Annotated in this window: 10 protein-coding genes; 3 read left to right on the plus strand and 7 right to left on the minus strand. The window is 62.2% G+C overall.

Going from position 1 to position 12,120, the window contains the following annotated elements:
- Window positions 1-45: 45 nt before the first annotated feature.
- From VNV36_RS16235 to kdpF, 5 genes are all read right to left on the minus strand, one after another.
- A complete protein-coding gene (locus VNV36_RS16235; protein WP_325718641.1) occupies window positions 46-2,697 on the minus strand; it encodes a DUF4118 domain-containing protein in 2,652 nt (883 codons plus the stop codon).
- Between the two features lie 121 nt (window positions 2,698-2,818).
- A complete protein-coding gene (gene kdpC / locus VNV36_RS16240) occupies window positions 2,819-3,364 on the minus strand; it encodes a potassium-transporting ATPase subunit KdpC (protein ID WP_325718642.1) in 546 nt (181 codons plus the stop codon).
- A gap of 128 nt (window positions 3,365-3,492) precedes the next feature.
- A complete protein-coding gene (kdpB, locus tag VNV36_RS16245) occupies window positions 3,493-5,550 on the minus strand; it encodes a potassium-transporting ATPase subunit KdpB (protein WP_325718643.1) in 2,058 nt (685 codons plus the stop codon).
- A gap of 11 nt (window positions 5,551-5,561) precedes the next feature.
- Window positions 5,562-7,256: a potassium-transporting ATPase subunit KdpA gene (gene kdpA, locus VNV36_RS16250; protein ID WP_325718644.1), complete on the minus strand. Its 1,695-nt coding sequence runs from the start codon at window positions 7,254-7,256 to the stop codon at window positions 5,562-5,564.
- 8 nt (window positions 7,257-7,264) lie between these two features.
- Complete coding sequence (gene kdpF / locus VNV36_RS16255) at window positions 7,265-7,354, minus strand: K(+)-transporting ATPase subunit F (RefSeq protein WP_007899818.1); 90 nt, start codon at window positions 7,352-7,354, stop codon at window positions 7,265-7,267.
- Between the two features lie 398 nt (window positions 7,355-7,752).
- Between kdpF and eat the strand changes: the two genes are divergently transcribed.
- From eat to VNV36_RS16270, 3 genes are all read left to right on the plus strand, one after another.
- Complete coding sequence (eat, locus tag VNV36_RS16260; RefSeq protein ID WP_325718645.1) at window positions 7,753-9,117, plus strand: ethanolamine permease; 1,365 nt, start codon at window positions 7,753-7,755, stop codon at window positions 9,115-9,117.
- Window positions 9,118-9,351: 234 nt separating this feature from the next.
- Entirely contained in the window at window positions 9,352-9,519 is a 168-nt protein-coding gene (locus tag VNV36_RS16265; RefSeq protein ID WP_016770901.1) for a DUF2897 family protein, read from the plus strand.
- A gap of 137 nt (window positions 9,520-9,656) precedes the next feature.
- The gene (locus VNV36_RS16270) at window positions 9,657-10,214 is read left to right on the plus strand and encodes a TetR/AcrR family transcriptional regulator (protein ID WP_325718646.1); all 558 of its coding nucleotides are present in this window, start codon (window positions 9,657-9,659) and stop codon (window positions 10,212-10,214) included.
- On the opposite strand, the gene fabF is transcribed toward VNV36_RS16270, so the two are convergent.
- Window positions 10,211-11,485: a beta-ketoacyl-ACP synthase II gene (gene fabF / locus VNV36_RS16275; protein WP_325718647.1), complete on the minus strand. Its 1,275-nt coding sequence runs from the start codon at window positions 11,483-11,485 to the stop codon at window positions 10,211-10,213. The genes VNV36_RS16270 and fabF overlap by 4 nt on opposite strands.
- A gap of 205 nt (window positions 11,486-11,690) precedes the next feature.
- Window positions 11,691-12,026: a ComEA family DNA-binding protein gene (locus VNV36_RS16280; RefSeq protein ID WP_325718648.1), complete on the minus strand. Its 336-nt coding sequence runs from the start codon at window positions 12,024-12,026 to the stop codon at window positions 11,691-11,693.
- Between the last annotated feature and the right edge of the window lie 94 nt (window positions 12,027-12,120).

Below are 12,120 nucleotides of genomic sequence, written 5' to 3' on the forward strand. Positions count from 1 at the left end.
TTCACGTCAGCACAATAGAGTGGCAAGAGAGTAGCGCAGTCGGCCTCAGGCTTCATGGTCCATGCCCGGTTGCGCCTGCAGCGGCAGATGCAGAGTGATGCAGGTACCCCGCCCGTCGATGCCGTCAGACACCGAAATGTGCCCGCCGTGGGCGCCGACCATACCCTGACAGATCGCCAGGCCCAGCCCCGTGCCCTGCCCGCCGCGATCACCGCGCGCGGCGGTATAGAACATGTCGAAAATCTTCGCCCGCTCCTCTTCGGGAATCCCCGGGCCCTCATCGCTGACCGAGAAGAAAATCTCCTGCTCATCGGCGCCGGCGCGCAGCTGCAGGCGCCCGTGATTGGGCGAAAAGCGTGCGGCGTTTTCCAATACGTTGACCAACGCCTGCTCGATCAACGCCGCGTGCACGTAAAGCAACGGCAACTCGGCGGGCACCTCGGTGCTGACCTGCAGCGGCGCCAGCACTGCGCGCAGGCGATTGAGCGAACTGCCGACGATATCGGCCGGCGACACCCAGTCCCGCGCCAGCTTCAAGGCGCCGTGGCCCAGACGGGTCATGTCGAGCAGGTTCTGGATGTAGCGGTCGAGGCGTTCGGCCTCGTCACGGGTGCCTTCGAGCAACTCGCGACGATCTTCCAGGGGGATCGCTTCGCCGAGGGCCAACAGGCTGTCGATGCTGCCGCGCATGGCGGTCAGCGGCGTGCGCAAATCATGGGACACCGAGGCCAGCAAGGCGCTGCGCAATTGCTCGGTTTCGCCGTGCAGGCGCGCCGCTTCCAGGTCATCGGCCAACTGCGCGCGGGCCAGGGCTTGTGCCAGTGGCTGGCTCAACGCGGTGAGCAAGCGGCGGCGCTGACCGCTCAAGGTCTGGCCTTCTTTGGCGCACACCCCGAGCAGCGCCAGCGGTCCGTCCTCGACCGACAACGGCCACCACCACCAACGCCCGAACGGCAGCGTGCCGGTGCCCTTGCCCGCCGATTGATCGTGTTGCCAGGCCCAATCGGCAGCGGCGCGTTCCGCTTCGGTGAACTGCAGCGGCCCACCGGTTTCGACTTTCCAGGCACCCTGTGCGTCGCGGTTGAGCAGGCACAGTTGCAGATCGCTCCAGCCCTCGAGGTGCTGCGCCGCGGCGCTGACCACCGCCTGGCGATCGGTCGCGGCAGTAAGTTTGCGCGACAGGTCGAGCAGTTCGCTGGTCTCTTCCTGAGTGTCACGCAGGGCCTGCAATTGTCGACGCTGACGCGCCGCGAGATTGCCGGTGAGCGCCGCCATCAACAGAAAGAACAGCAGCGTCAGCACGTCTTCTTCGCGCTGAATGCTGAAAGAAAAATTCGGCGGGATAAACAGAAAATCGTAGGTCAGAAACGACAGCGCCGCACACGCCAGCGCCGGGCCGAGACTGCTGCGCACCGCCACCAGCAACACCGCCGCGAGAAACACCAGCGAGATGTTCGGCAGCGGCAGCACGCTCGACACCGCCCAGGCCAAGGCGCTGGCCAACAACGTCGCGACCAGCGCCAGCACATAGTCGAACCACACCAGCTTCAGCGGATTGCGTAGGCGCGGTTGATGTTGCTGGTGATCACTGTCGAGTACGTTGATTTCCAGGCCATGCGCCTGACGCAGCAGCCGCGCCGCCAGCCCGCCACCGAACAAACGACGGCGTAATCGCGGCCGCGACTGGCCAACCAGCACCAGGCTGGCACGGCGTTCGGCGGCGTGTTGGATCAGGGTTTTCGCCACTTCGCCGGCACGCAACAGCACCACCTCGCCGCCGAGGCGTTCGGCCAGTTGCTGCGCGCTTTGCAGACGCAATCGCGACTGCTCGTCGCGGGCGCTGCCGTTGTCGACATGCACCAGACTCCACGGCAGATGCCGACGCTGAGCCACGCGACTGGCGTGGCGCACCAGACGCTCGGCCTGCGCATCGCCGTCCACACCGACCAGCAACCGCCCGCGCACCGCCGGGGCGGCCTGACCGAGTTGGCGATAGCCTTGGGCGAGGTCGTTATCGACCTGCGCGGCGGCGGTCTGCATTGCCAGTTCGCGCAGTGCGGTGAGGTTGGTCTGGGTAAAAAACGCATCGATGGCCGCCCTCGCCTGCTCGGGCACGTAGACCTTGCCGTCACGCAGACGCTCGAGCAACTCACGCGGCGGCAGGTCGATCAGCAGCAGCTCGAAGGCTTCCTGCAAAACCCAGTCGGGCAAGGTTTCGCGTACCTGCACACCGGTGATGCCGCGCACCTGATCGTTGAGGCTTTCCAGATGCTGGACGTTGACCGTGGTGAACACGTCGATGCCGGCGGCGAGCAGTTCCTGAATGTCTTGCCAGCGTTTGGCGTGACGACTGCCGGGGGCATTGCTGTGGGCCAGTTCATCGACCAGCACCAGGTTCGGGCGGGCGGCGAGGATGCCGTCGAGATCCATTTCCTCCAGTAGCACGCCCCGGTATTCGCTGCGCACCAGCGGTTGTTGCGGCAGGCCACCGAGCAACGCTTCGGTTTCGGCGCGGCCGTGGGTTTCGACCACGCCGGCGAGGACTTTCACGCCCTGGCGCAGTTGCGAGTGGGCGGCCTGGAGCATGGCGTAGGTCTTGCCGACGCCGGGCGCGGCGCCGAGGAAAACCTTCAAACGGCCACGGCCGTCCCGGGGCAGGTCTGCTAACAGTGCGTCGGCGCGGCCGGAGTCGCTCATGCTTGGATTGCCTTGTTCGGTTTGAGATTGGTGTGAAGCGTCAAGAGATCGCAGCCTTCGGCAGCTCCTACAGGGGTAATGCGATTCATGTAGGAGCTGCCGAAGGCTGCGATCTCTTGATTTACAGGTTTTGCAGTGCCAGGTTCAGCTCCAGCACATTCACCACTGGCGGGCCCACCAGCGGCTGTTCGATGTGCGCATCAAGCAACTGCTGCAAGGTCGACACCGGCAGGTTACGCGCCGCCGCGACACGCGCCAGTTGATAGGCAATTGCTGCCGGTGGCAAGTGCGGATCGAGGCCGCTGGCGGAGGTGGTCAGCAGTGCCAGGGGCACCGGGCCCTGGCCGGGGATTTGTTGCTTGTGAGCGTCTTCGATCACACGGGTAGCAAGGGCCGGATTGCTCGGTGCGAGGTTGCTGGCGCTGCTGGCGACCGTGGCAAAGGCCCCGGCGGAGGGGCGCGGGTGGAACCAGCTGTCGCCGCTGAAATCCTGGGCGATCAACGACGAGCCGCGTACTTTGCCGTCGGCATCGTGGATCAGACTGCCGTTGGCCTGGGCCGGGAATGCGACCTGGGCGATGCCGGTGACCGCCAGTGGGTAGGCGACGCCGGTGATCAGGGTCATCAGCGCCAACAGGGTCAGGGCTGGGCGTAGTGTTGTGGACATTGCAGAATCCTCGATTCAGAAACCAGTACGGTGTTGAGTCAGATAAAGCGTTGCGCATTCTTCGCGAGCAGGCTCGCTCCCACAGGGGAATGCAGTTCCAAGTGGGAGCGAGCCTGCTCGCGAAGGGATCACACCAGATGCAACGCCGTAAGCAGCATGTCGATCGCCTTGATCCCCACGAACGGCACGACAATCCCGCCCACGCCATAGATCAGCAGATTGCGCCGCAACAAGGCCGCCGCACTCGCCGCCTGCACGCGCACACCGCGCAATGCCAGCGGAATCAGCACGACGATGATCAAGGCGTTGAACACAATTGCCGAGAGAATCGCGCTCCGCGGACTGCTCAAGTGCATGATGTTCAACACACCCAGTTGCGGGTAAATCGAAGCAAACAGCGCCGGCAGGATCGCGAAGTATTTGGCGATGTCGTTGGCGATGGAAAACGTCGTCAGCGCGCCCCGGGTTACCAGCAATTCCTTGCCGATCTGCACTACGTCGAGCAGTTTGGTCGGGTCGCTGTCGAGGTCGACCATATTTGCCGCTTCCCGTGCCGCTTGCGTGCCGTCGTTCATCGCCATGCCGACGTCTGCCTGAGCCAGTGCCGGGGCGTCGTTGGCACCGTCGCCGCACATCGCGACCAGGCGACCGTCGTTCTGCTCGTGCCGAATACGCGCGAGTTTTTTCTCCGGCGTGGCTTCGGCGAGGACATCATCGACGCCCGCTTCAGCGGCAATGGCAGCGGCGGTCAGCGGGTTATCGCCGGTGACCATCACCGTGCGAATCCCCAGTTTGCGCAGCTCGGCGAAACGCTCGCGAATACCCGGCTTGACCACGTCCTTCAGATGAATCGCACCGAGCAATTTACCGTCGGCGCAGACCAGCAACGGCGTGCCACCGCTCTGGGCGATCTTGTCGATTTCCCGCGCCAGCGCCGGGGCCAGATCCCCTCGTTGCTGGCCGAGAAATGCCAGCAACGAATCCACCGCGCCCTTGCGATAAACGCGGCCCTGATAGTCGACACCGGACAAACGGGTTTCGGCGCTGAACGGCACGGCGGTCAGGGTTTCCGGCGACGGCTCCGGTTGTGGATGCAGGCCACGGAGAAACTCGACGATCGATTTGCCTTCAGCGGTTTCATCCGCCAGGGAGGCGAACAGCGCGCCCTCCGCCAGCTCACGGCCGGTCACACCCGGCGCGGCGTACACCGCGCTGCAGCGACGGTTGCCGAAGGTGATGGTGCCGGTCTTGTCGAGCAACAGCACGTGCACATCACCCGCCGCTTCCACCGCGCGACCGGACTTGGCGATCACGTTCAGGCGCACCAGCCGATCCATCCCGGCGATACCGATGGCCGAAAGCAGCCCGCCGATGGTGGTCGGGATCAGCGTGACCAATAACGCCACGAGGAACACCAGCGGCAGGCTGCCATTGGCAAAGTGCGCGAACGGTTGCAGGGTGACGACCACCAGCAGGAAGATCAGGGTCAGGCCGATCAGCAGGATATCCAGCGCCACTTCGTTCGGAGTCTTCTGGCGTTTGGCGCCTTCGACCAGCGCGATCATGCGGTCGAGGGTCGATTCACCGGGGTTGGCGGTGATCTTCACCAACAGCCAGTCGGACACCAGTCGCGTGTTGCCGGTGACGGCGGAACGGTCGCCGCCGGACTCGCGAATCACTGGCGCCGATTCCCCGGTAATCGCTGCTTCGTTGACCGCCGCGATGCCTTCGATGACTTCGCCGTCACCGGGGATCATTTCCCCGGCTTCGACACGCACCACATCGCCCTTGCGCAGAGTGGCGGCGGGCACAATCCTGAAGCTGGCGTCAGCCTGACGGCAGCGCGCGCTGAGGCCTTCACTGCCGGCCTTGAGGCTGTCGGCGCGGGCCTTGCCGCGACCTTCGGCCAAGGCCTCGGCGAAGTTGGCGAACAGCACGGTGAACCACAGCCACAAGGCGATTTGTGCGGCGACGAAGGTCGGCACGTCGGCATCCGGAATGAAGCACAGCACGGTGGTGAAAATCGCCGTCAATTCGACCACCAGCATCACTGGCGAACGCGCCAGTTGTCGTGGGTCGAGCTTGACGAAGGCTTGCACCAACGCCGGGCGCCACAGGGCCGAGATCGCAGTTTTTGCTTGTTCCGGCGCTTTGACGGCGACGGGTTTTATTGCAGGCATATTCATGGATGGATTCCTTAGAAGCCCATACTTAAATGTTCGGCGATAGGACCGAGCGCCAGCGTCGGCAAGAACGTCAGGCCGCCCACCAGCAGAATGGTCACGGTCAACAGGGTCACGAACAGCGGGCCGTGGGTCGGGAAGCTGTTCTGGCCGACCGGTGCGCTTTTCTTCATCGCCAGGCTGCCGGCCAATGCCAGCACCGGCAGGATGTAACCGAAGCGGCCGATCAACATGCCCAGGCCGAGCATCAGGTTGTGAAATGGTGTGTTCGCGCTCAGGCCACCGAACGCCGAGCCGTTGTTGGCGCTGGCCGAGGTGTAGGCATAAAGCAACTGACTGAATCCGTGCGGGCCGGGGTTGCTGATGGTCGCCGCCGGGCCGGGCAGCACAGCCGCAATGGCGCCGAGCACCAGCACGCCCACCGGCATCACCAGCAGCGTCACCACCAGCAATTGCACCTCGCGGGCCTGGAGTTTCTTGCCGAGGTATTCCGGGGTGCGGCCAATCATCAGACCGGCGAGGAACACCGCGATCAACACGTTGAGCAACATCCCATAGAGCCCCGCGCCGACGCCGCCAAAGATCACTTCGCCGACCATCATGTTGACCAGCGCAACCATACCGCTGAGCGGGTTGAGGCTGTCATGCATGCCGTTGACCGAGCCGTTGGAGGCCGCCGTCGTCGTCACCGACCACAGCACCGTGGCAGTGGTGCCGAAGCGCGCTTCCTTGCCTTCCAGCGGCGCAGTCTGCTCGACGGCGGCGTTGTTCAGGGTCGGATTCGGCTGATATTCGGCCCACAGCGAGGTGGCGCCGCCGATCAGGAACAACGCCAGCATGCAGGCGATGATTGCGCGACTCTGGCGCAGATCCTTGACGTAATGGCCAAAGGTGAACACCAGCGCCACCGGAATCAGAATGATCGACGCGACTTCGAAGAGGTTGCTCCAAGCGCTCGGGTTCTCGAACGGATGCGCCGAATTGACTCCGAAGAAACCGCCGCCGTTGGTGCCCAGTTGCTTGATCGCAATCTGGCTCGCGGCCGGGCCGAGTGGAATCACTTGATCGACACCCTGCAGCGTCACGGCGTTGACATACTGGGCGAAGGTTTGCGGCACCCCCTGCCAGACCAGATACAACGCCAGCAACAGGCACAGTGGCAGCAGGCCATAAAGGGTGGCACGGGTCATGTCGACCCAGAAGTTGCCGAGGGTCTGCGCGGACTTGCGCCCGATGCCACGGCACAGCGCGACCAGCACGGCGAGACCGGTGGCGGCACTGACGAAGTTCTGCACGGTGAGACCGACCATCTGACTCAGGTAGCTGAGGGTCGCCTCGCCGCTGTAGGACTGCCAATTGGTGTTGGTCATGAAACTGACCGCCGTGTTGAACGCCTGCGTCCATTCCTGGCCCGGCAGATTCTGCGGGTTGAGCGGCAGGTGATCCTGAAACAATAGAATCGCAAACAGCAGCAGGAAACCGGCGAGGTTGAACGCCAGCAGCGCCAGCGTGTACTTCTGCCAGCTCTGCTCGGCCTGCACATCGACCCCGGCGAGCCGATAGCACCCGCGCTCGACCGGGCCAAGAATCGGCGTCAGCCAGGTTCGCTGGCCCTCCATGACCTTGTAATAGAAACGCCCGAGCAACGGTGCCGGCAGCAAGACCAGCGAAAAAAACCCGAGGATCAGCCAATAGTCATAACTGTGCATAGCCGCTCCTAGTTCCGGTCCGCGCGCAACAGCGCAACCAACAGATAAATGAACAGCCCCACTGCCAGCAGCAGTGACACCCCGTCCAGAACGCTCATGGAAGATCTCCGTGTAACGGCGTATTGCCGTGTGTGCGGTGATTGTCGGGAAGGAGGCTGTAAAGGAACGAGAGCGAGGCGCAGCGTGGGGCATAAAGAAAGCGTAAAGAGTGGGTTTATGCGAGCGTTACAGCTGATCTTTGCGGGGTCTGGACTGCCGTCTTCGCGAGCAGGCTCGCTCCCACATCTTGAATGCATTCACCCTGTGGGAGCGAGCCTGCTCGCGAAGACTGCAGAGCGGGCAACAACGCACCCAACTGGCGCACTCTGCCTGCACATTCAGCTCGAATCATCCCCGCTGCGACAGCTTTCAACTCATTACGACTTGTTTCACCGCAATGGCACGCCCACTGCACACGCCCTCTCCCGAGCTTTCCAACCGTTGCGGGAGCAAGCGCATGAACACACAACTCAAACCCACGCTGGGCACGTTGCACCTGTGGGGCATTGCCGTGGGGCTGGTGATTTCCGGGGAATATTTCGGCTGGAGTTACGGCTGGGGCGTGGCCGGCACGCTGGGTTTTCTGGTGACCTCGTTCATGGTCGCGACCATGTACACCTGCTTCATCTTCAGCTTCACCGAACTGACCACTGCAATTCCCCATGCCGGCGGGCCGTTTGCCTACAGCCGCCGCGCGTTCGGTGAGAAAGGCGGATTGATCGCCGGACTGGCCACACTGATCGAATTCGTTTTCGCACCACCGGCGATTGCCCTGGCGATTGGCGCTTATCTGAATGTGCAATTTCCGGCACTCGACCCGAAACACGCGGCGGTCGGCGCCTACATCGTCTTCATGGGGCTGAACATTCTCGGGGTAAAACTGGCCGCCACGTTCGAGCTGGTCGTCTGCGTGCTGGCCGTGGCTGAGTTGCTGGTGTTCATGGGCGTGGTCGCGCCGGCGTTCAGCTTCAGCAACTTTGCCCTGAATGGCTGGGCCGGTTCCGACGTCTTTGGCGCGCCTGCGATTGCCGGGATGTTCGCGGCGATCCCGTTTGCGATCTGGTTCTTCCTCGCCATCGAAGGCGCGGCGATGGCTGCCGAAGAAGCCAAGGATCCTAAACGCACGATTCCGAAAGCCTACATCAGCGGCATCCTGACCCTGGTGCTACTGGCGATGGGGGTGATGTTCTTCGCTGGCGGCGTCGGCGACTGGCGCACTCTGGCCAACATCAACGACCCACTGCCGCAAGCGATGAAAACCGTGGTCGGCGACAACTCCGGCTGGCTGCATATGCTGGTCTGGATCGGTCTGTTCGGACTGGTGGCGAGTTTCCACGGCATCATCCTCGGCTACTCACGCCAGTTCTTCGCCCTCGCCCGCGCAGGTTATTTGCCCGCTTCGCTGGCAAAACTGTCGCGCTTCCAGACACCGCATCGCGCGATCATCGTCGGCGGGCTCATCGGTATCACAGCGATCTACAGCGATGGCCTGATCAACCTCGGTGGCATGACGCTGACGGCGGCGATGATCACCATGGCCGTGTTCGGCGCGATCGTGATGTACATCATGAGCATGCTCAGCCTGTTCAAATTGCGTAAAGCGGAACCCAATCTGGAACGCACCTTCCGCGCGCCTTGCTATCCACTCGTTCCGCTGATTGCACTGGTGCTGGCGGTGGTGTGCCTGGTGGCGATGGCGTGGTTCAACACACTGATCGGGCTGATTTTCCTTGGCTTCATGGCGGTCGGTTTCGGCTATTTCATGCTCACCGGCCAACTGCGCGCCAACGCGCCTGCTGACGCCATGCTCACCGGCCTGTAACGACCGTCCCCTGTAGGAGCTGACGAGTGAAACGAGGCTGCGATCTTTTGATCTTGTTTCCAGGCTCAAGAGCTCGCAGCCTCGTTTCACTCGTCAGCTCCTACAGGAATTTCAGATGCACCGGGTACAAGCGGCCTAGAATGGAACCACTGCGAAGTCGTTTCGCTCAAAAGTGATAGGCAGCATCGCACGGCGAAATCCTCGCCCGTCGAGCTGCCATTAAGGAGAGCCGTTATGCCCTGGTATGCCTGGTTGATTCTGGTCGTTGCGATCGGCTCGATTGTTGGCGGATTGATGATGTTGCGCGACACCGCCAACAAGGTCGAACTGACCGATGAAGAACGCAAGCGCGTCGCGCAACGCAATGCCGAAGCGGATGCCAAGGACGCACAGGACCGCTGACACCAACCCCGCCAACATGGCGGGGTTGGTTTATCCAACGCAATCGGACTTACCCGCACGCCTTTTAGATTTTAGAAGTACAGTCACCATTTAATCTTCCGTGGTTAAGATGGCAGCATCTTCGCGGAGAGCTCCACATGCGTTACTCGCCAGACCACAAAGCCCAGACCCACCAACGCATCATCAAGGAAGCTTCGGCGCGATTTCGCAAGCACGGCATCGGCGCCACCGGCCTGCAGCCTTTGATGAAAGCCCTGGGCTTGACCCATGGCGGCTTCTACTCGCACTTCAGATCCAAGGAAGAACTGGTCGAAAAAGCCCTGCAAGAGGCCGGCGAGCAAGTCGCGGGCCTGTGCGAAGAAATCTTCGCGCAGGAAAATCCTCTGCAAGTGTTCATCGACACCTACCTGTCAGAGTGGCATCAGACCTCGCCCCACGAAGGCTGCCCGCTGCTGACCATTTCCTCGGAGCTGGGCCTGCGCGGCCAGCCAAGTCCAACCAGCGACGAAGTCCTCAATGCTCGGCTCGAACAGATTCAAGGAACACTCGAAGGCGAACACGTCGCTGAACGCAGCATCGTGATCATGGCAACCCTCGCCGGCGCACTGCTGCTGTCTCGCAGCGTCGCAGATGCCGACTTCGCCCAGCGCATCCTCGACGTCACCCGCGAACATCTTAAGCAATCGAGCGATTAAGCTTCCCAGCGTTTGAACAGCACGCTCGCATTCACCCCGCCAAAACCGAAGCCGTTGGACAACGCGAACTTGATCGGCATCGAGCGCGCCTCGCCATGGACAATGTCCACACCTTCGCTGGCCGGATCCGGGTTTTCGAAATTGAGCGTCGGCGGCACCACCTGATCACGGATCGCCAGCAGAGTGAAAATGGCCTCCAGTCCTCCCGCAGCACCGAGCAAATGACCGGTGGCGGATTTGGTCGAGGTTACGGCGATATTGTTTTCAGCACCAAACACAGCCTTGATCGCCGCCAACTCACCCAAATCACCGACCGGCGTCGAGGTCGCATGAGCGTTGAGGTGCTGCACCTGCTGCGGCGTCACCCCGCCCTGAGCCAGAGCCAATTGCATCGCCCGACGCGCACCACTGCCATCTTCCGGCCCGGCGGTCAGGTGGTAGGCATCGGCTGTCGTGCCGTAGCCGACCAGTTCCGCCAACGGCTTCGCCCCGCGTGCCAGCGCATGCTCCAGCGATTCGATGACCAACAGACCGGCACCCTCACCCATCACAAAACCATCGCGCCCGCTGTCGAACGGCCGCGAAGCTTTTTCCGGGGTGTCGTTGTAGCCGCTGGACAGCGCCCGCGCCGCCGCGAAACCGGCGAGACTGACGCGATCGATCGAAGCTTCAGCACCGCCACATACTGCGATGTCCGCCTCCCCCGCCCTGATCAACCGCGCTGCATCGCCGATCGCCTGAACCCCGGCGGCACATGCGGTCACCGGTGCGCCCAACGGCCCTTTGAGACCATGCTGGATCGAGACATGACCGGCCGCGAGATTGACCAGAAACGATGGAATGGTGAACGGCGACAAGCGTCGAGGGCCGCGGCTGTCGGTGGTGCGAACGGCATCGGCAATCGCACCGAAACCGCCGACGCCCGAGCCGATAATTGTCGCAGTCCGCTCCTGGCTTTCAGCGTCCGCTGGATGCCAACCGGCCTGCTCCAGCGCCTGCCGCGCCGCTTCCATGGCAAACATGATGAAACGGTCCATCTTCTTCTGTTCTTTGGGTGGCGTGGCGCGATCCGGATCAAACCCGGCCTCGGCATCCTCTTCCACCGTGGGCACGCTGCCGCCGACCCGGGTCGGCAGACCAGCCACAACCGCATCGGGCAGGTTGCGCAACCCGGAACGACCGGCCAGCAAACGCTGCCAGACGATTTCAACATCACTGCCCAAGGGTGAAACCAGGCCCATGCCCGTGACGACGACTCGACGTTGGTTCATATCGTGGTTACCCCTTATCAATTCAAAATTCGATGTGTAACGGTGTGCTGCGATTCGGCTGCTGAATCAGTCCCGAACAAAATTATTATAGGCATAATCAAGGCACAATATGATACCCGTAATTTTCAGCGTTCAGGCATCCACCAGATCGGCACCCAATAAAAAGGCCGGTCAATGACCGGCCTCTCGGCGTAGAACTGTCAGCTTAGTTCACTTCCAGCTTGTCACGGTTGCGATCCAGAATCGCCTTGCCAATCCCCTTCACTTCCAGCAACTCATCCACCGACGCAAACGGCCCGTTTGTATCCCGATACGCAACAATTGCCTGCGCCTTCGCCTCCCCCACACCCGCCAACTCCTTCTGCAACGTCGCCGCATCCGCGCCATTGAGGTCGATCTTGGCGCTTGCCGAGGGCGCAGCCGCATCCATCAGCAAAGGCGCTTTGGTTGTCTCGGTGGTCGCTACAGGGGCAGCAATCGCAGCGATCGAGGCGCTGGTGAGGAAAGCAAAGATCAGCGAGTAGAAATAACCGGTACGCATAAGTGACGCTCCATCATCGTTTTAGAAAGCAGCTTTTCCCAAGCTGCTCTCCAAACGTAGGTCATGATGGAGCGAAGTCAAAAATGTGAGCGTT

This window comes from Pseudomonas sp. (assembly GCF_035554175.1).
GTDB lineage: Bacteria > Pseudomonadota > Gammaproteobacteria > Pseudomonadales > Pseudomonadaceae > Aquipseudomonas.

Bases quoted from the DNA above. Each gene is read 5' to 3' on its own strand.
- VNV36_RS16235 (WP_325718641.1), bottom strand. From the start codon at position 2,697: ATGAGCGACTCCGGCCGCGCCGACGCACTGTTAGCAGACCTGCCCCGG.
- kdpC (WP_325718642.1), bottom strand. From the start codon at position 3,364: ATGTCCACAACACTACGCCCAGCCCTGACCCTGTTGGCGCTGATGACC.
- kdpB (WP_325718643.1), bottom strand. From the start codon at position 5,550: ATGAATATGCCTGCAATAAAACCCGTCGCCGTCAAAGCGCCGGAACAA.
- kdpA (WP_325718644.1), bottom strand. From the start codon at position 7,256: ATGCACAGTTATGACTATTGGCTGATCCTCGGGTTTTTTTCGCTGGTC.
- kdpF (WP_007899818.1), bottom strand. From the start codon at position 7,354: ATGAGCGTTCTGGACGGGGTGTCACTGCTGCTGGCAGTGGGGCTGTTC.
- eat (WP_325718645.1), top strand. From the start codon at position 7,753: ATGAACACACAACTCAAACCCACGCTGGGCACGTTGCACCTGTGGGGC.
- VNV36_RS16265 (WP_016770901.1), top strand. From the start codon at position 9,352: ATGCCCTGGTATGCCTGGTTGATTCTGGTCGTTGCGATCGGCTCGATT.
- VNV36_RS16270 (WP_325718646.1), top strand. From the start codon at position 9,657: ATGCGTTACTCGCCAGACCACAAAGCCCAGACCCACCAACGCATCATC.
- fabF (WP_325718647.1), bottom strand. From the start codon at position 11,485: ATGAACCAACGTCGAGTCGTCGTCACGGGCATGGGCCTGGTTTCACCC.
- VNV36_RS16280 (WP_325718648.1), bottom strand. From the start codon at position 12,026: ATGCGTACCGGTTATTTCTACTCGCTGATCTTTGCTTTCCTCACCAGC.